This window comes from Synechococcus sp. 1G10 (genome assembly GCF_002252625.1).
GTDB lineage: Bacteria > Cyanobacteriota > Cyanobacteriia > PCC-6307 > Cyanobiaceae > Regnicoccus_A.
In genome coordinates, this window is record NZ_NQKW01000002.1 from 32,170 (window position 1) to 49,656 (window position 17,487).

At 61.1% G+C, this 17,487-nt stretch carries 18 protein-coding genes; 8 read left to right on the plus strand and 10 right to left on the minus strand.

Annotated features, from left to right (window positions below; all coding sequences use genetic code 11):
- Window positions 1-126: 126 nt before the first annotated feature.
- From CJZ82_RS02195 to CJZ82_RS02220, 5 genes are all read right to left on the minus strand, one after another.
- Complete coding sequence (locus CJZ82_RS02195) at window positions 127-1,806, minus strand: cysteine desulfurase (protein ID WP_233129984.1); 1,680 nt, start codon at window positions 1,804-1,806, stop codon at window positions 127-129.
- Window positions 1,807-1,858: 52 nt separating this feature from the next.
- Window positions 1,859-2,788 carry a family 2A encapsulin nanocompartment shell protein gene (locus CJZ82_RS02200; RefSeq protein ID WP_094554187.1) on the minus strand — a complete coding sequence of 310 codons (930 nt, stop codon included), beginning with the start codon at window positions 2,786-2,788 and terminating at the stop codon, window positions 1,859-1,861.
- A 232-nt stretch (window positions 2,789-3,020) separates the two neighbouring features.
- On the minus strand, window positions 3,021-4,013 hold the full coding sequence (gene epsC / locus CJZ82_RS02205; RefSeq protein WP_198949623.1) for a serine O-acetyltransferase EpsC: 993 nt from the start codon (window positions 4,011-4,013) through the stop codon (window positions 3,021-3,023).
- Entirely contained in the window at window positions 4,010-5,029 is a 1,020-nt protein-coding gene (cysK, locus tag CJZ82_RS02210) for a cysteine synthase A (RefSeq protein ID WP_094554188.1), read from the minus strand. The genes epsC and cysK overlap by 4 nt, the downstream gene beginning before the upstream one ends.
- Window positions 5,030-6,352: 1,323 nt before the next feature.
- On the minus strand, window positions 6,353-6,739 hold the full coding sequence (locus CJZ82_RS02220; protein WP_094554190.1) for a hypothetical protein: 387 nt from the start codon (window positions 6,737-6,739) through the stop codon (window positions 6,353-6,355).
- A 308-nt stretch (window positions 6,740-7,047) separates the two neighbouring features.
- Between CJZ82_RS02220 and CJZ82_RS19520 the strand changes: the two genes are divergently transcribed.
- Window positions 7,048-7,527, plus strand: a complete 480-nt coding sequence (locus CJZ82_RS19520) for a rhodanese-like domain-containing protein (protein ID WP_094554191.1) — start codon at window positions 7,048-7,050, stop codon at window positions 7,525-7,527.
- Between the two features lie 243 nt (window positions 7,528-7,770).
- Window positions 7,771-8,907 (plus strand): homoserine O-acetyltransferase, encoded by a 1,137-nt coding sequence (locus tag CJZ82_RS02230; protein WP_094554386.1) that lies wholly within the window; start codon window positions 7,771-7,773, stop codon window positions 8,905-8,907.
- 12 nt (window positions 8,908-8,919) lie between these two features.
- Here the strand turns inward: CJZ82_RS02230 and CJZ82_RS02235 are convergent, their stop codons facing one another.
- The 3 genes from CJZ82_RS02235 to CJZ82_RS02245 all read right to left on the minus strand — a co-directional run bounded on the left by CJZ82_RS02235 (window position 8,920) and on the right by CJZ82_RS02245 (window position 11,958).
- On the minus strand, window positions 8,920-9,747 hold the full coding sequence (locus CJZ82_RS02235; protein ID WP_094554192.1) for a class II glutamine amidotransferase: 828 nt from the start codon (window positions 9,745-9,747) through the stop codon (window positions 8,920-8,922).
- Window positions 9,748-9,754: 7 nt separating this feature from the next.
- Entirely contained in the window at window positions 9,755-10,795 is a 1,041-nt protein-coding gene (locus CJZ82_RS02240; RefSeq protein WP_094554193.1) for a sulfate ABC transporter substrate-binding protein, read from the minus strand.
- Between the two features lie 101 nt (window positions 10,796-10,896).
- On the minus strand, window positions 10,897-11,958 hold the full coding sequence (locus CJZ82_RS02245; RefSeq protein ID WP_094554194.1) for a sulfate ABC transporter substrate-binding protein: 1,062 nt from the start codon (window positions 11,956-11,958) through the stop codon (window positions 10,897-10,899).
- 141 nt (window positions 11,959-12,099) lie between these two features.
- Here CJZ82_RS02245 and CJZ82_RS02250 point away from each other — a divergent pair, with 141 nt between their 5' ends.
- The 3 genes from CJZ82_RS02250 (at window position 12,100) to CJZ82_RS17635 (ending at window position 13,437) form a co-directional block, all read left to right on the plus strand.
- Window positions 12,100-12,531 (plus strand): Rrf2 family transcriptional regulator, encoded by a 432-nt coding sequence (locus CJZ82_RS02250; protein ID WP_094554195.1) that lies wholly within the window; start codon window positions 12,100-12,102, stop codon window positions 12,529-12,531.
- Between the two features lie 163 nt (window positions 12,532-12,694).
- Window positions 12,695-13,249 carry a Crp/Fnr family transcriptional regulator gene (locus tag CJZ82_RS02255; protein ID WP_143593512.1) on the plus strand — a complete coding sequence of 185 codons (555 nt, stop codon included), beginning with the start codon at window positions 12,695-12,697 and terminating at the stop codon, window positions 13,247-13,249.
- Entirely contained in the window at window positions 13,246-13,437 is a 192-nt protein-coding gene (locus tag CJZ82_RS17635) for a hypothetical protein (protein WP_143593513.1), read from the plus strand. Before CJZ82_RS02255 ends, CJZ82_RS17635 begins: the two co-directional genes overlap by 4 nt.
- 3 nt (window positions 13,438-13,440) lie before the next feature.
- Here the strand turns inward: CJZ82_RS17635 and CJZ82_RS02260 are convergent, their stop codons facing one another.
- Window positions 13,441-14,469, minus strand: coding sequence for a sulfate/molybdate ABC transporter ATP-binding protein (locus CJZ82_RS02260; protein WP_094554197.1), 1,029 nt, complete (start codon window positions 14,467-14,469; stop codon window positions 13,441-13,443).
- A 112-nt stretch (window positions 14,470-14,581) separates the two neighbouring features.
- Here CJZ82_RS02260 and cysT point away from each other — a divergent pair, with 112 nt between their 5' ends.
- Together cysT and cysW are read left to right on the plus strand one after the other, a co-directional pair.
- The gene (gene cysT / locus CJZ82_RS02265; RefSeq protein WP_094554198.1) at window positions 14,582-15,454 is read left to right on the plus strand and encodes a sulfate ABC transporter permease subunit CysT; all 873 of its coding nucleotides are present in this window, start codon (window positions 14,582-14,584) and stop codon (window positions 15,452-15,454) included.
- A 30-nt stretch (window positions 15,455-15,484) separates the two neighbouring features.
- Window positions 15,485-16,345 carry a sulfate ABC transporter permease subunit CysW gene (gene cysW / locus CJZ82_RS02270; protein WP_094554199.1) on the plus strand — a complete coding sequence of 287 codons (861 nt, stop codon included), beginning with the start codon at window positions 15,485-15,487 and terminating at the stop codon, window positions 16,343-16,345.
- 15 nt (window positions 16,346-16,360) lie between these two features.
- Here cysW and CJZ82_RS02275 read toward each other — a convergent pair whose 3' ends face one another.
- A complete protein-coding gene (locus tag CJZ82_RS02275; RefSeq protein ID WP_094554200.1) occupies window positions 16,361-17,056 on the minus strand; it encodes a cupin domain-containing protein in 696 nt (231 codons plus the stop codon).
- A gap of 57 nt (window positions 17,057-17,113) precedes the next feature.
- Here CJZ82_RS02275 and CJZ82_RS02280 point away from each other — a divergent pair, with 57 nt between their 5' ends.
- Entirely contained in the window at window positions 17,114-17,461 is a 348-nt protein-coding gene (locus CJZ82_RS02280; RefSeq protein ID WP_094554387.1) for a YnfA family protein, read from the plus strand.
- The last annotated feature ends 26 nt before the right edge of the window (window positions 17,462-17,487 follow it).

A 17,487-nucleotide genomic window follows, 5' to 3' on the forward strand; every position in this document is an offset into this window, starting at 1 on the left:
CAGGATCGCCGGACTGTCACGGCAATCAAGAGATGGGCCGCTGCAGTGGCAGGAGATCGGAAGATGTCGGTTTCCAACGGGCTTGGTATGGGGAGGTTGCCGGGACGGATGCCGCCCACGGCTTTCTCAGGCCCTGGACCCGGCCAGCTGTTGGAGGGCGCTTACCAGTGCATCCACATCGTGTCGGGTGTTGTACAAGGCCAGCGTTGCCCGCACCGTGGCCTCCACCCCAAAGCGCCGCAGGATCGGCTGGGCGCAGTGGTGCCCGGCCCGCACGGCAATGCCCTGAAGGTTGAGGGCGCTGCCCACCTCATCGGGTGTGTAGCCGGCAAGCAGGAACGAGAGGACGCCGGCCTTGTGTTCAGCATTCCCGAACAGCCGCAGACCCGGAATCGCCAGCATGCGCGGCGTGGCGTAGGCCAAAAGCTCCTGTTCGGCCCGCTCGATGGCATGCATGCCGACGCGCTCCACGTACTCGAGCGCAGCTCCGAGTCCCACGGCATCTGCGATGTTGCCCGTACCCGCCTCGAAGCGATGGGGAGGATCCTGGTACAAGGTTCGCTCGAAGCTCACATCGCGGATCATGTTGCCGCCCCCCTGCCAGGGGGGCATGGACTCGAGTAGATCTCGCTTGCCGTAGAGAGCACCGATACCCGTGGGGCCATAGATCTTATGGCCAGAGAATACGTACCAGTCGACATCGAGAGCCTGCATGTCGACCGGCGTGTGGGCGACTCCCTGAGCACCATCAAGAAGAACACGTGCACCGTGGCGGTGAGCGATCGCGATCATCTCCTGGACGGGGAGAACCGTGCCCAGAGCATTGGAAACTTGGGTGAAGGCGGCCAGTTTTGTCCGACTGCTGAAAAGGCGTTCGTAGCCTTCGAGAATTATCTGACCGGTGTCATCAACGGGAGCAACGCGCAGCCGGGCGCCCTTCTCGTGCGCAAGCTGCTGCCAGGGCACGATGTTGGCGTGGTGCTCCAGATGGGTGAGCACGATCTCGTCGCCTACTTCGATATGCTGGCGCCCCCATGACTGCATCACCAGATTGATGCCTTCGGTGGTTCCCCTCACGAAGACGATCTCTTCGCTACTTGAGGCGTGCAGAAAACGCGCGACGATAGAACGTGCCTCCTCGTAGGCATTGCTGGCCCGGGCCGCCAGCTCATGGGCCGCCCGGTGGATGTTGGAATTCTCCGTGCGGTAGAAGCGGGAAAGCCGATCAATGACCGCACTGGGTTTTTGGGTGGTGGCACCGTTGTCAAGCCAGACCAGGGGATTGCCGTGAATGCGCTCCTGCAGGATCGGAAAGTCGCGCCGGACGAAGGCTGAATCGAGCGGCTGCGCTGAACTGATGGGTCCAAGCGTCTTGAGCGGATCGAGGTCGACTCGTTCACTGGTCTGCGGCCCTAACAGCGGTGGCTCGATCCTGGGAGGTGCGGCAAAGGTGCCTTGCAGGAAGTAGGGCACATCCGACGCCAACGGATGCTGGTCCAGGATGGAGCCGAGGGGCGGAACGGTGTGGGGAATCATGATCGGGGCCAGGGTCCCTATCCACGGTTCAACGGCCGCTGGATCAAGTGCCGCCGGATCAACGACCTGGCTGAGATGGGTGGTTCTGACATCGTCGCGCAGATGAGGCTCCACACTGAGTTCGATGGCATCCGCACTGGTCCCGGCCAGAGGCACCGCCGGCGAGGGAGGCTCTCTGCCGGGATGGTTGTAGCGGGCAGAATTTGCCCGGTCCGCGAGTACCGGAGCGTCGCCGAGTTCCTGATAGAGGCGGCTGGCGAGTTTGCTCAACTCCAGCTCATCTGGAAAACCTAGCGGCAGGGGCCTGGTCACAGGGAAGGCATCAGAGGTAGTCATGCGCGTACTGATGGAACTTGTCAACTTCGACGTTCTCGAGCACGGCGATGGCGTCGTCGGTGAGAACAGCCAAGGAGCAGTAGAGCGAGATCAGGTAGGAAGCAATGGCCTTGCGGCTGATGCCCATGAACTTCACTGACAGGCCCATGCCCTGCTCACCGGGCAGGCCAGGCTGATACAGACCTACCACACCCTGGCGGGATTCGCCGGTACGCAGCAGCAGGATGCTGCTTCTTCCATTTTCAATCTTCACCTTGTTGCTGGGCACCAGAGGAAGTCCGCGCCAGGTGATGAACGGAGAGCCATAGAGCGTGATGGTGGCCGGTGGTACGCCGCGGCGAGTGCATTCACGCCCAAAGGCAGCGATCGTGCGCGGATGCGCCAGGAAGAAGGCGGGCTGCTTCCACACCTTTGTGATCAGTTCATCGAGGTCATCAGGCGTGGGGACACCAGAGACAGGCTGGATTCTCTGGCTGGAAACGATGTTGTTCAGGAGGCCGTATTCAGCATTGTTGATCAGTTCGCTTTCCTGGCGCTCCTTGATGGTCTCGATTGCCAGCCGCAGCTGTTGCTGGATCTGATCATGGGGGCTGCTGTAGAGATCAGAGATCCGGGTGTGGATGTCGATCGTGGTGGTGACGGCACTGAGGAAATATTCCCGAGGTCGTTCTTCATAGTCGACAAACGTCTCAGGGAGGTCGTTCTCGTCTCGCTGGGAACAGGCGGTGAGAACCCTGGTTTCGTCCTTGACCTTGTTGACCCTGTAGATGCCTGCCTCTACACCGACCCAGGAGAGCAGGGGAACCAGCCAGCGGGGCGAGATGCCAAGCAACTGGGGAACGGTCTTGGTGGCATTTGCAAGCTGGCGGGCCGCCTCGTCCCCCAGGGCCAAATGAGATGGAGTGGAATGGGTCATGAGATTCAATGAGGCAGATGGAAAAACAAAGAAGCTGAAAGGGCAAGGTGTTCAGCACCTTGGTTGCCCTCGTCGATCACGTCAGTGATGCAACATCGACCGACAGGGAAGAGCGTTAAGCGATTAAGAACTGATCAACAGGTGTAATCTCTAGGATGGCTTCTGGAGCAACAAGAGTCCAAGCCCTATGCTCGGCCGATATCAGGATAGCCCTTGTTATGGCGGACATCTATCATATTCCTGCTCCTTCATTGAATGTCTCATTGCGCGCGCGGGCCTGGGTGATTGTGGTGCCGGCAGGAATGCTGCGGGTGAGCCAAACGTTGCCGCCTATCGTCGATCCCTTGCCAATGGTGACTCGACCCAGGATGGTGGCACCGGCATAAATCACCACATCATCTTCAACGATCGGATGGCGTGGTTCACCCTTGACCAGATGGCCATGATCATCGACAGGGAAATGCTTTGCGCCGAGGGTGACGGCCTGATACAGGCGCACACGCTTGCCAATTACAGCCGTGCCGCCGATCACGACACCGGAGCCATGATCAATGAAGAAACTCTCTCCGATCTCAGCGCCGGGATGTATATCAACACCGGTGGATGAATGGGAGATCTCAGCGATGATTCGGGCTATTACAGGAGAGCCAAGGCCATACAGAGCATGGGCGAAACGGTGATAGGTGATCGCCTTCACTCCGGGGTAGCAGACGAGCACCTCATCGATGCTTCCAGCCGCTGGATCACCAGTGAATGCAGCTTGGAGGTCTGTATCCAGAATGGCAAGAATGGACGGCAACTGGTCTGCAAAGTCGGCCACGATTGAGGTGGCGCGATGCTCGAGATCCCGTGTCTGCTGTTCTCGGCTTCTTGGCGGCTCGCAGGCAGCCAGTTCAATTCGGATCTGATCGCGAAGGCTGCGCAGACTCGCGTCGAGGGTATGGCCCACGAAGTAGTCGGTGGCCGATAGGGGTGTGGGTAAGCCGAAAAGGTCAGGTTCCGGCTGTCCCAGCCGATGGGGATACAGCGAGGCGCTGAGGCCCTCGAGGGCTTGACCAAGTGCCTTGCGTGAGGGCATCTGGACAAGGGAATGGGGATGACGCCAAGAGAGGTGGGAGCGATCCCTGATGCCTCGCAGGGAGGCAACAATGGCCGCCAGATTCCAGCTTTCCTTTTGGCCTTCAACGGGAGATGGCTGCGGTGGGCTGACCATGGCTTCGCTCATGGCGCCAACCCTTCGTCGTTGAACAGGCCTTCGAACAGAACCGTGCTCAGGTAACGCTCGCCGGAGTCGGGCAGCACCACCACGATCGTCCGGTCCACGAAGGCCTCCTCATGGGCCAGGGTTACCGCCACGGAAGCGGCTGCGCCACTGGAGATGCCCGAAAGGATTCCCTCCTCACGGGTCAACCTTCGTGACATTGCCACCGCATCGGCACTGCTGATCCGCTCGATCCGGTCCACCAGATCTAGGTGGAGGTTCGCTGGCACGAAACCCGCTCCGATGCCCTGGATCTTGTGTGGGCCGGGCTGTAATGGTTCACCGGATACGGTCTGGCTGATTACAGGGCTCTCCAGTGGTTCTACTGCCACGGAAACCAGGGGTTTGCCGAGCGTGCGTTTGATGTATTCACTGACACCTGTGATAGTCCCCCCGGTGCCGACTCCCGCCACCAGCACGTCCAAGTTGCCCTTTGTGGAAGACCAGATCTCAGGACCAGTGGTGTCGTGATGAATGCGGGGGTTGGCGGGGTTGGAGAATTGCTGCAGAAGCACATAGCGCCTAGGGTCGGAGGCGACGATCTCCTGTGCTGCGGCGATGGCTCCAGGCATGCCCTTGCTGCCTTCGGTGAGAACGAGCCTTGCACCGTAGGCTGTGAGCAACTTACGCCGCTCCAGGCTCATCGTCTCCGGCATGGTGAGGGTAAGCGGGATGCCGCGGGCAGCTGCGACGAAGGCAAGAGCTATGCCGGTATTGCCACTTGTTGCCTCAATCAGTTCTTTACCAGATCCCAGCAGGCCGTCTTTTTCCGCCTGCCAGATCATTGCGGCTCCGATGCGGCACTTCACCGAATAGGCGGGATTGCGCCCCTCGATCTTCGCGTACACCTTGGCCTTGGCATCCCCGATCACACGGTTCAACCGCACCAATGGCGTATGTCCGATCGATAGACTGTTGTCATCGAATGGAGGCGTAATCTCTGCTGTCTGCGAAGGCAGAACTCCTGTGGCAACAGTCATCGCAGTAGCTGCAGTAGCGTCGTGAACCTGACTTGGTTAACCGGGTCGGCTCGCCTAATCCACTCCTAGCCAAGACCTCATTGCAGACGATGTAATCCCAGGCACTCCGCACCACGCCTGGGAGCACATGTCGCAAAGCTGCTGGATAGTGATCCATAAGCTGTTGATCAGGAGTGAATCATGTCGTAGTCATCTGGATGACCTATTGTCGGCTTGCCTTGGCCGGCATATCCATGATAAATACCTTGGCTTGCAGAAGCGTAGATCTATTTCTTATGCCTGTCCGGTATAGGCACTGACTGCCTTCGCTACTGGTCACAGGACATCAGTCCGCAGGGTAATCAGCCATTGAAAGTCATCGCTCTACTGATGTGACGTCGATCACTGGTCAAGACTTCTGAGCTCCCTTCCCTCGATACCTCTTGGCCCCATGTCTGCGGGGAGCTAACCGCCGGCCTGCAAGGTTAAGGTCTTCGATTACTCGCCGCAGGCGCCCCATCGATCCGGCAAGATGCGGAAGCGCCAAGGCTCCATCGGCTGATCGCACCTTGGCGAGTCCGAGGAGCAAGAGCGGAAGCCCGATTATCACAGGTGCTGTCAGTAGGCCAAGGGCCAGCAGCAGGGTCGCACCGAGGTTGTTCGGCACGGGGGTGAAGGCATATCCCTCTGCAGTAGTGGGTGCTTCAGCATCGGCTGTCATGGCAATTCAGGAACAACATCTTCGTCGAACATGAAGCTGGAGCGTGAACCGGTGGCTGCCGCCACAGGTCGATGTGGTTGTGGATCAGGAGTTACGTAGCCAACCACAACACAGGCAGAGCACCCCGATGAGAACGAACACCAAAGGGGAGAAACCGATCACGTGCCCAATCGATACACCTGCAAGGAGCACGATCCAGCTGTGCCAATTCGTCCAAGGGCTGAAGAAGGACTCGCGATCGACAACCTCTTTAGAGACAGGCCCGACCATTGGCTTGCCCGACAGATGGAGGGGCTTATCACTGCCGCTCCGTGAGTCTGTCTGGGTATTCATCGCATGACCCTGTAGTTCCGTAACAATGAGACGGAGTAAGGGCAGCCTGCCGAGGACTTGGCCGACCGGGTGTAACTTGAACCACATCGGTGTCTCATGGAATGAACTTCAGCAGCACACTCAGAGCACGCACAGGCTCAGTGACCACTGCTCTTAGGCACTGCTTGCCTACCCAGAGTGAATTTTTTAACGGTTATTGCTCATGACGATGTACTTGCTGTCGTGAGCATAGAGCTGTTGACGACCTTCGAGGAATAACTACTGCTTCAAGGGCGAGGAGTGGTGCATTGTCAGCTGACTTCAATCGACAGTTCCGGCGAACCTGAAGCCAGGCAGAACACGTGACCGTAACCTAGGCTGAGCAGATGCTCCGCCAGCTGCACGGCTGGCTTGGAGGCTGCGCCGTCCTTCCCAATTCCCATGCACAGAAGTGGCATGGTGCTGTCTGGCAGCATATCCCGAATCTGACGCTCTTCCATGTCTGCTTCCAGCTGGATGGCGCTCTGCAGCGGATCGCTGAGTGGGTGTTTTGGTTGCACCAGGGTGGCACCTTCCCAGAGCATTCTGCGTACCTCCAGTGGCTGCAGCTCGTGAATCTGGCCACGCCGGATACCCGCGCGATCGAACAGACCTGCCACTCGATCCTGGTTCCAATCGTGATCGTGGTGATATCCCATCAAGATAGGGTCAATTGATTTCGTCGTTCTAAGCATGCCTCGACAGAGCTTCTCGCCATGTGTGTTCAAGCAACCGCCGCTGTGCTCATAGCCACTTTTAAAGCGCCCTGGGAGCGCCAAGATGTATGTGCGCTCGACACAGAGCGGGTACGGGATAACAGGGGGTCTCGCTAGATAGTGAGACCCTTTTTCATGCCTTGGTCCAGCATTCTGATGCTTTGTTGTGGCATTACAACGTCTTGTCGCTCGGAATACCGCTGTTAACGTTGAGCTGCTGCAGTATTGGGTAGTTGCCGGTACGGGGCGCCATGAGCCATGCCGTTTTTATTCCAGTGTCCAGTTCTGCTTCCGGTGATCTGTTGACGCCCCAGGAAGTCTTCAGTCTGGTGAACACTAGTGGGCCTACGCGAAAGAGCTCCCATCAGCTGATCATCGATCTTCGCTCTAGATCTAGCTATCACAAGAGCCACGTACCAGGCAGTCACAGCATCCCCAGCGGATGGCTGCTTAGTGCTGACCCGCCGGACGGGGATCTGATCCTGGTGGGTGACAGCAACGATCACTCAGCTGAAGTGATTGAACATCTGCATGGCCATGGCTATGCCCGCAGGATTCGCCATCTCTCAGGTGGGTTCGAGGCTTGGGTGCGCCAAGAGCTGCCTGTGGCAGGTTGCCAGCGGTCATGGTTTCCATTCCCAGCGAGTCAGCGGCTCCTTGTGGCCGGCGGCGGGCTGCTCATCGCTTGGCTTTTACTGCATCCGCCGGTGGCCCTGATTGCACTGGCATAAGTCACAAGCCATCGCTCCCTCATGACCTTCTTCCTTGCTTCCACAACATGACGTTCAGTTTCGAAACCCGTCAGCTCGATACCAGATCGATACCAGAACGACAACCGACCATGCCGCCAAGGTCTCCGGTCTTCGGGAACTTGGCAATATCGACACCAGCATCATGATTCCCATCCATGCCGCCTTTGAGCAGCGACTGGCGGACCTGGAGTGCGGTTTCAGCCCAATGCGAGGGTGCTGATCATGGCGAGCACCGCGACGAGCCACCCCCTCCAGCAACGGAAGCGCCATGGGGGCTGGCGGTGGGGTGATCCCATTGGCAATCGAAGATTCGCTTTGTTGTTCCGCCGCCGCCAGTTGAATCTGGAATCGGGCGCGCGGCTGGGTCCGATCACGATCGCCTACGAGAGCTGGGGTCAGCTCAATGCCGCGCGCGACAACGGGGTGCTGCTGCTGCATGGCTTCAGTGGCGACAGCCATGCCGCCGGACCGGCAGGCCCTGGCCACGGCATCCGGGGCTGGTGGGATGGGTTGATCGGCCCTGGACTCGCGATCGATACCGACCGGTACTTCGTGGTTTGCACCAATGTGCTGGGGGGCTGTCAGGGCAGCACAGGCCCGGCTGGTCTGGCACCCGATGGCAAACCCTGGGGTAGCCGGTTCCCCCAGCTGACGATCCGCGATCAAGTGGAAGCGGAGGTGGCCTTCGCCGACCACATGAACATCCTTGAATGGCACGCGCTGATCGGCGGCTCCATGGGCGGCATGCGGGCCCTGGAATGGGCGATCGGCCATCCCGAGAGGGTGAAGCGGCTGGTGCTACTGGCCACCACCGCTCGCTGCACCGCCGAAAACATCGCCTTCCACAATTGCCAGATCCAGGCGATCCGCCAGGACCCGGACTTTCTGGGAGGGGATTTCTACGATTGTCCGTCCGGCGGACCGGTGGACGGTCTGGCCCTGGCGCGTTCGATCGCCCGACTCACCTATGGATGTGAGCGTGAGATCAACATGCGCATCTCCGCCGCTGGCACCGAGGCCACCGAAGACGGCATCACCACCTTTCTCGCCAGGGAGGGGCGGGGCTTTGTGGAGCGGCTGGACGCCAACAGCTACATCCTCCTCACCCAGGCCATGAGCGGACATGACGTCGGCCGAGGGCGCGGCGGGGTGGCTGCGGCCCTGGCCAGAATCACGGCCCGTGCCCGCGTGGTGTCTGTGAGCTCCGACCGCCTCTTCCCACCGCACAGGCAGCAGGAACTGGCCATGGCGATCGGCAAGCGCGTCACCTACACCTCAATTGAAAGCCACCTTGGCCATGATGGATATCTGGAAGAACAGTCTCAGCTGAAATCGGTCCTGCGCCAATCGCTTGGCTGATTGCCGATGCTCTCAGCCCCTGAGGTTGATGAGAGATGGGAGAACTGTTGATTTGATTGTTCTCTCCTGAAGCCTGCCACGGATCTCGCCGTTGATCAGCAGCATCGACTCACCCTTCTGAAAGGGGTGCCACAACTCATCGGTGGTGAGTGGCTCCGTGCTCAGGATCGTCACCACATCATCGGCCGTGGTGACAGCGGAGAAATCCACCTGAAGGGGCGCATCAGCCAGGGTGGCAGTGCGAAAGGGGGCCCGGCGGCTGAGCCAGTGCAACCGGCTGGTGGCGGTGGCAAACAGCCACTGGCCATTGCTGATCAGGGCATTGAAGGTGCCTCGTTGGGCCAGCTGCGAGGCGCAGTGATGCAGGAGGGCAAACAGGGCACCGGCATCCTCCGGATCAACCCGGGCTCGATCGAGCTGCTCGAGGATCCAGCAGAAGGCGGCTTCGCTGTCGGTTGTGCCGAACGGGCGATAGCGATCGCCCAGGGGGATCTCGCCCTTCAGGTCGCCGTTGTGGGCCAGCACCCAGCTCTGGCCCTGCCATGTGCGCGCGAAGGGATGGCAGTTCTCCAGCGCCACCACCCCGCGGGTCGCCTGACGGATGTGGGCGATGCTCACCAGAGCTTTGGCAGAGCTTTCAGACAGTTGATTCGCCAGGGCGGAGAAGGCGGCCGGGGCGTCCTCCCGCAGCAGGGTGAGGCCATGGCCAGTGGGGCTGAAACTGGCCAGCCCCCAGCCATCGGCGTGCTCGCCGGTGACACCACCGCGGCGACTGAGGCCCCGAAAGGAAAAGCCCATGTCGGTGGGGGTGTTGGCGTTGAGGGCCAGCAGCTCGCACATGGCCGGATCAGCGGGTTTTGGCGAAGAGACGATCCCAGAGTCCGTCTTTGCCGAAGAACTCCTTGTTCACCAGGCCCCAGCCTCCGAAGTCCTGCACAGTGAAGTACTGCTTCACGGGGGCAAAGCGATCTTTGACTTGTGACCAGATCGTGGGGTTGGTGGGGCGGAATCCCTCCTCGGCAAAGATGGCCTGTGCCTCTTCAGAGAACAGATACTTGGCAAGGGCTTCTGCCGCCTTACGGGTGCCCTTTCGCTCCACATTCTTGTCTACCACGGCAACCGGACCCTCGATGCGGATGTTTACTTCTGGCACCAGGAACGGATCTTTGAGATCACCGGTCCTGGTGGCAAGGATGGCCTCGTTTTCGTAGTTCAGAAGCACGTCACCCTGATCTTTCTTGAGGAACACGTCGGAGGCTTCTCGTGCATCCTTGGGCAGGTTGTCAACGTTCTTGTACACGCTGGTCACATAGGCCTCGGCCTGCTGTTGGTTGCCTCCCGTCTGGGTCACAGAGCCCCAGAGGCCCAGGAAGTTCCAGCGGGCACCGCCTGAAGTTTTGGGATTGGCTGTCACCACCGTGATGCCTGGCTTGATCAGATCGGCCCAGGAGGCGATCTGCTTGGGGTTGCCAGGACGGGTCAGGAAAGCGACCGTTGAGTTGGTGATGATGCTGTTGTTGGGCAACTCCTTCTCCCAGCCGGCATCCACCAGTCCAGCTTCCTCGAGCTTGAGTACGTCAGCCGAGAGGGCCAGGGTCACCACATCGGCATCGAGGCCATCGATCACCGCCCGGGTCTGGGTGCCTGAGCCGCCGTAGCTGGTTTTGATCTCCAGCTCCTGGCCCGTTTTGGCTTTCCACTGCGAGATGAACTTGGGAACGATCCGGTCGTAAGCCCCCTTGGTGACGGCGTAACTCACAAGCAGCAGCTGTTTCTGGCCGTCCGGCCCGCCAGTGCCGGAGCTTTGTGGTGGCCCACCGCAGCCCGCCAGGAGGACCAGAGAGCCAGCCGCAAGCAGGGCGGAGAGGCGCTGGGGAGCATTAGTCACGTTTTCCGGCCGGAAATTCGAGGTACAGGATACCACGGTTGTCCGACCGGTGATACGTCAATCTGCCTGCCCTGATCTGGTGCTCCGCTGGACGTCCTGTCTCAGCGGGTACTGGCGAAGATCTGATCCCAGACTCCCCCTTTGCCGAAGAACTTCTTGTCCACACCGGCCCAGCCGCCGAAGTCACTCACCTTGAAGAAGCTGGCGTTCTGGAACCTGCCCTTGGCATAGGCCTTGCCCTGTGGTGTCACGGGGCGGAAGCCGTTGTCCACGAAGATCTTCTGAACCGGCGGCGTGTAGAGGAATTTCACAAAGGCCTCCGCCACCTTGCGGCTGCCGCGGCGATCCACCACCTTGTCCACCACGGTGACGGGCTGCTCGGTCAGGATGTTGGGGCTGAACAGTTTGTAAGGGGCCGTCCATTCCCCTTTCTGTTTGGCCAGAACCGCTTCTGTTTCCCAGTTCAGCAGCACATCGCCCTGCTTGCGCTTGATGAACAGATCGGTGGCTTCGCGGGCGTCCTTGGGCAGCACATCGGCATTTTTGTACACACCTGTGATGAAGCTGCGGGCCTGAGCTTCCGAGCCGCCCGAGCGGGTGATGGCGCCCCAGAGGGCCAGGAAGTTCCAGCGGGCTCCGCCGGAAGTCTTCGGGTTGGCCGTGACCACGTCCACATTTTTGTTGTCGAGGTCGCGCCAGCTGTTGATCTTCTTGGGATTACCGGGACGCACGAAGGCCACCACGGTGGAGTTGATCGGTGTGGAGTTGTTGGGGTTTTCGTTCTCCCAGCCAGGTTTGATCAGGCCGGCCTGCTGGATCTTGGTTACATCAGCGGTCATGGCCAGGCTGACCACATCGGCCTCCAGGCCATCGATCACGGCGCGGGTCTGGGAGCCGGAGCCGCCGTAACTGCCCCTGAAGGTGACGGTCTGCCCCGTTTTCTTCTTCCAGTCATCAGAGAACAGCTTGAAGATTCTGTCGTAGGCGTTCTTGGTGACGGCGTAGGACACAACAGTGAGGGTCAGCGGCTTGGGCGCCTGCTGGGCCTCAGCGATTGAAGCGTCGAGGCTGGTGGCAACAGCTACGGCAAGGGGCAGGGCGGCGAGCCCCGTCAGCGCCAGCTGCCGGCGACGCAGAGGAGCGGGAGATGGAATTGTATCCACGGTTTGTCGATCGGGAACTGGCGCAAAGTAAGCCCGCGTCTGCCAGGGCCGGTGTGACCTGGGGCACAGACGTGTGTAGGCATATTCCCTATCTGCTAACCGTCCTTTCTGCTAAGATCGGCCAACGCTCTCGATCAAGCCATGGCCTTCAGCGCCAAAACGGAATACGGACTGGTGGCTTTGATCGACCTGGCCGCGGCTTCCTCCTCTGGAGTGCTGGTGCAGGTGGGTGAGATCAGCCGCCGCCATGGTCTGCCCGAGCGGTATCTCGAGCAGATGCTCACGGCACTGCGCAAGGGGGGGTACCTCAACAGCATCCGCGGGCCCCGCGGCGGCTTTCAGCTGAGCAGGCCGCCGGAGCAGATCACCATCGCGGAGGTGGAGGAATGCCTGGAAGGCGAGGCCCGCTCGGAGCGCCAGGGTGATCGCCAGGACGCCGAGTTCCGCGTACTCAAGGGCCTGGCCCATCGGGCCGAACAGGCCCGCATGGCAGTGCTGCAGTCCACCACCTTGGCCCAGCTGCTGCTGGAGCGGGACAGCCTGCAGCAACCGGCACCAATGTTCTACATCTGAGACCAACGCGTCGCTGTTCGTGTGCCTGGAAATACCGGTACACCTATCGGAATTAGGGCATACTCCAGGCAAGTTGCTTGCCCGCCATGGCCTGTTGTCTGCGAATGCCCCTGCTTGTCCGCCTGTCGTTGATCGAACAACCGCCCCATCGCCCACCAGCCCGGTGACGTCTTCTTTGCTCAAGCAGCCCTTGCAGTTCACGCTCCATCCCAAGGACGTCCTCCCTGAAGGGATGAGCTGGCGCCTGCATGAGGGCTATGTACGGTCTGCAAGCTGGGATCTCGAAGGCGAGTGCATCGCCCTGGGCCTATGGGGCCCTGGTGATGTGATCACCTCGGAGAATCCTGTGGTCCAGCCGTTGGAGTTGCAGTGCCTCACCACCGTGGTGGTGGAGCACATCGAGCTCGATCCCCGCGATCAACACCAACACCTGCAGCGGGAGCGCCAGATGCTGGCGGAGCTCCTCACCATCCAGCGCATCCGCTCCGGGGAGCGCCGTCTACTCACCCTGCTCAGCTGGATTGGCGGGTCCCATGGCCAGGTCAACCGCCACGGCTGCCGCCTCTCGCTCAGTGAGCTCAACCTCACCCACCAGGCCCTGGCCGATCTGTGCGGCTTGACCCGGGTCACGGTGACCAAGCTGCTCTGCCGCTTTCGCGCTGAGGGCCGGTTGTTGGCCGTGGGCGACAGCGACCTGTTGATCCCCCTCCAGCCATGACCATCCACACTCCTCCCTGGTGCCTGCACTGGGACCGTGACGGCGAGTTGGCGGCAGGCGATCGCCAGGATCTCTTGATCACGCTTGTCGTTCGTGAGCATGGAATGACGCCAGGAGGAATCCCCTCAGGGCCCGAATTCATAAGCGTCTTCAACGAACAGGGCCTGCCCGTGGGCTCTCGGCCCTGAAGCTCAGATCACAAAGTCCGGCACAAAGGTGCGTGTTTCACGGCTGGTGATGTGCAGGGCATCACCGGCCTTGAGCTCGCGGTAATCGATCCGCTCGCGAGGGAGTTGGGCCACCACAACCTCTCCACTGGCGAGGGTGAGTTCTGCCTGGATGTCACGGCCCATGTGGGTGAGCCGGCACAACACAGCGGGCACACTGCCGCTCTGGGGGCTGCGGTGCAGCTCAAGATCGTGGGGGCGGATGAAGATATCGCCGCCTTGACCTTCGTCTCCTGAGCGTTCAGCAGCGGCAAGGGCCAGGGGCACGTGCGGAGGCAGCACGTTCACCGCACCCACAAAGCTCATGACAAAGGGGCTGGCTGGCTGGTCGTAAATCTCAGCCGGGCTGCCGATCTGCTCGATCTTGCCGTGGTTCATCACCACGATCCGATCGGCCACCTCCATGGCTTCTTCCTGGTCGTGGGTGACGATCACCGTGGTGACGTGCATCTCGTCGTGGAGGTTGCGCAGCCAGCCGCGCAGCTCCTTGCGCACCTTGGCATCGAGGGCACTGAACGGTTCATCGAGGAGCAGGACCCGTGGCTTCACCGCCATGGCCCGGGCCAGGGCAACCCGCTGGCGCTGGCCGCCGGAGAGCTGGGACGGGTAGCGGTTGCCAAAGCCCTGCAGCTGCACCAGCTCCAGCAGCTCATCCACGCGCCGGCGGATCGCCTCGTGCTTCCAGCCACGCAGCTCAAGACCGAAGCCCACGTTCTGACGCACCGTGCGGTGCTTGAAGAGTGCGAAGTGCTGGAACACAAATCCCACCTGGCGCTCCTGCACCGAACGGCTGGTGGTTTCTTCCCCGGTGATCCAGATGCGGCCGGTATCGATCTCCTCCAGGCCTGCGATCAGGCGTAAAAGAGTGCTCTTACCAGAACCGGAGGGGCCGAGCAGTGCCACCAGGGAGCCGGTCTCGACATCAAGGCTGACGTTGTCGACCGCCCGGAACGAGCCGAACTCCTTGCTCACACCAGCGACGCGGATGCCCATGGCAGGGAAAAACGGATTCGATGGCACGATCCTATAGCAAACACACATTTCCCCACCGGCTTACCGTTGTATAAATCGGCAAATGGTGATACGTTCCCACGGATCTGTTCCCATGACCTCGTCCATGGCTCCTGCCTCTCCGGCCCGCCTCAGGCGCCCGGCGCTTCCCAGCTGGCTGCAGCTCAGTTGGTCCTGGCGAATCACCTGGCTCTATCTGGCCCTGGTGCTGTTCCTGCCCCTGGGGGCCATGGCCCTGAAGGCCGCTGCAGTCGGCCCGGTCCAGTTCTGGCAGCTGGCCACCACCGCTGAAGCGCTGGCGACCTACCGAATCAGCTTCGGGTTGGCGCTGGTGGCTGCCCTTGTCAATGGTGTGTTCGGCGTGGTGATCGCCTGGGCCCTGGTGCGCTGCTCCTTCTTCGGCAGGCGGTTGCTCGATTCACTGATCGATCTTCCCTTCGCGCTGCCTACCGCCGTGGCGGGCCTGGCGCTGGCGTCGATCTACAGCTCCAATGGCTGGCTCGGGGCCCCGCTCTATGCCCTCTTCGGACTGAAAGTGTCCTTCACCTGGCTGGGGGTGGGCATCGCGATGATGTTCATCTCGCTGCCGTTTGTGGTGCGCAGTGTGGAGCCGGTGCTGGAAGCCCTCGAGCGTGAGCAGGAGGAAGCGGCCTGGTGCCTCGGCGCCAGCCCTCGCCAGACCCTGCTGAAAGTGGTGCTGCCCCAGCTGATGCCAGCGATCCTGGCCGGCGTGGCCCAGGGCTACAGCCGTGCTGTGGGCGAGTACGGCTCGGTGGTGATGATTTCCTCCAACGTGCCCTTCAGGGACCTGATTACCCCCACCTTGATCATCCAGAAGCTTGAGGAATATGACTTTTCCTCGGCAACAGTGATCGGCATGGTGATGTTGATGTTCTCGCTTGTGAGCCTGCTGGTGATCAACGGGCTGCAGGTGTGGGGCCGGCACTGGGAAGGCAATCCCGCCTAATTCTGTTGAAATCCACCCGCCGTTTTTCCCATGCGTTCCCTGTTGCGTTTCCTGCGTCGTGGCAAGATCCGCCCATCCGCCTCGGTGCTGATCCCGCTGATTGCTGGCCTCTATGTTGCAGTGATCATTCTGCTGCCAGCTCTGGAAGTGGTATCGGGTGCCTTTGCCAAGGGCCTGCAGCCCTTTCTGGATAACTTTGAATCGGAAGAGCTGCACTCGGCGGTGCGGATGACGCTGATGATGACGGCTATCGCCGTGCCTGCCAACACCATCTTTGGCCTGTCAGCAGCCACGGCTATCGCCCGTCGCCAGTTCCCCGGCAAGGCCTTTCTGCTGAGCGTGATTGATCTGCCGTTCTCGATCTCGCCAGTGGTAGTCGGCCTGATGCTGGTCTTGCTCTACAGCCCCACCAACGGACTGCTGGGCGGGATCGTGACCAGCCTGGGCTGGAAAATCATCTTCTCCTGGCCCGGGATGACGCTGGCCACGATCATCGTGACCTTCCCCTTCATGGCCCGGGAGGTGATCCCCCTGCTGGAGGAGGAGGGTTGGGACCAGGAGGAGGCGGCCCGCACGCTTGGTGCCAGTAGCTGGCAGGTTTTCTGGAAGGTCACCCTGCCCTCCGTGCGTTGGGCCGTTCTCTACGGGTTGATCCTCACCACGGCCCGGGCGCTGGGTGAGTTCGGAGCTGTCGCCGTTGTGAGTGGCAACATCGCCGGCCAGACCCAGACCCTGCCCCTGTTTGTGGAGGACGCCTACAAGCAGTACGACACCGAACTGGCCTATGGCGCCGCACTGGTGTTGGGGGGTGTGGGCCTGGTTTCCCTGCTGCTCAAGCTGCTGGTGGAGCAGGTCATTCGCGGAAACAAAGAAACTGAGCCGATGAACTGAACACAGACTGCGAGCTCACGTCTGCAGCAGGCCCTCTGATCCATCCGGCCCAAGCGTGGCAGGCAGGTGGCCGGTCTTGACCCAGATCGTGCAGCCCTCCTCGCTCCAGGGCCGGTGGATGCTGCCGGGTGGATTGCGCAGCCAGCTGCCGGCGGGATAGCTGCCCTGTTCGTCCTGAAACACGCCCTCAAGCACCAAGATCTCCTCGCCGCCGGGATGGCTGTGGGGTTGAAACAGCGTGCCGGGTGCCCAGCGCACCAGGGCCCCATGCTCTGAACCAAAGGCGTGCAGCGGCATCACCTCCAGGCCCGCCACCAGGCCGGGCAGCCACTCAGCGCTGTGGGTGTCGATCACCAGCTGCTGCTGGTCGGCCGGGTGCATCTGGTGCAGTTTCACCAGGATCGTGCAGCCCGGCTCGCTGAAGGGAGCGTGGCTAGAGCCAACAGGGTTGCGCAGGTAGGTGCCGGCCGGGTAGTCGCCCCGTTCATCGGAGAAGGTGCCTTCCAGCACAAGGATCTCTTCGCCGCCGCCATGGACATGCCGATCAAAGTGGCTGCCGGGGGCATAGCGCACGATCGAGGTGGCCCGGGCCACTTCCCCGCCGCGGCGATCGAGCATGCGCCGGTCCACGCCCGCCATGGGTGAGGGTGTCCAGGGCAGGGCGGTGGTGTCGAGCACCACCCGCTGGTCGAGATCGGCGTTCAGATCCATCCCCCCATTCTCGGCGGCGTGGCCGTCCCAGCGGCGCCGTCGATCTGGCGGGGGATGATGGTGGCGCGCCAACGCCTTGCTGTGCTCAGAACGACTGGCCTGTTTTTGATCACAGCCGTCGCCGAGATTCTGGGCTGCTATCTCACGGATCTGGTGGTCAAGCAGCAAAGGCCCCTGTGGTTGCTGGTGCCTGCCGCTTTGTCGCTGGCGCTGTTCGCCTGGTTGCTCACCCTTCACCCCACGGCTTCTGGACGGGTCTACGCCGCTTATGGAGCGGTTTATGTGGCAATGGCGTTGATCTGGCTGCGCCTGGTGGATGGTTCACCCTTCACCGGCCGCGACCTGCTGGGCTCCGTTGTGGTTCTCAGCGGCATGGGGATCCTGATGGGAAGAGCGCCGCAATAAGCGGCTGATCAGGCGGATCGCCGAAA

Coding starts and splice junctions, on each gene's coding strand:
- CJZ82_RS02200 (WP_094554187.1), bottom strand. CDS start 2,788: ATGACCCATTCCACTCCATCTCATTTGGCCCTGGGGGACGAGGCGGCC.
- epsC (WP_198949623.1), bottom strand. CDS start 4,013: ATGAGCGAAGCCATGGTCAGCCCACCGCAGCCATCTCCCGTTGAAGGC.
- cysK (WP_094554188.1), bottom strand. CDS start 5,029: ATGACTGTTGCCACAGGAGTTCTGCCTTCGCAGACAGCAGAGATTACG.
- CJZ82_RS02220 (WP_094554190.1), bottom strand. CDS start 6,739: ATGGGATATCACCACGATCACGATTGGAACCAGGATCGAGTGGCAGGT.
- CJZ82_RS19520 (WP_094554191.1), top strand. CDS start 7,048: ATGAGCCATGCCGTTTTTATTCCAGTGTCCAGTTCTGCTTCCGGTGAT.
- CJZ82_RS02230 (WP_094554386.1), top strand. CDS start 7,771: ATGGCGAGCACCGCGACGAGCCACCCCCTCCAGCAACGGAAGCGCCAT.
- CJZ82_RS02235 (WP_094554192.1), bottom strand. CDS start 9,747: ATGTGCGAGCTGCTGGCCCTCAACGCCAACACCCCCACCGACATGGGC.
- CJZ82_RS02250 (WP_094554195.1), top strand. CDS start 12,100: ATGGCCTTCAGCGCCAAAACGGAATACGGACTGGTGGCTTTGATCGAC.
- CJZ82_RS17635 (WP_143593513.1), top strand. CDS start 13,246: ATGACCATCCACACTCCTCCCTGGTGCCTGCACTGGGACCGTGACGGC.
- CJZ82_RS02260 (WP_094554197.1), bottom strand. CDS start 14,469: ATGGGCATCCGCGTCGCTGGTGTGAGCAAGGAGTTCGGCTCGTTCCGG.
- cysT (WP_094554198.1), top strand. CDS start 14,582: ATGACCTCGTCCATGGCTCCTGCCTCTCCGGCCCGCCTCAGGCGCCCG.
- cysW (WP_094554199.1), top strand. CDS start 15,485: ATGCGTTCCCTGTTGCGTTTCCTGCGTCGTGGCAAGATCCGCCCATCC.
- CJZ82_RS02275 (WP_094554200.1), bottom strand. CDS start 17,056: ATGGATCTGAACGCCGATCTCGACCAGCGGGTGGTGCTCGACACCACC.
- CJZ82_RS02280 (WP_094554387.1), top strand. CDS start 17,114: ATGGTGGCGCGCCAACGCCTTGCTGTGCTCAGAACGACTGGCCTGTTT.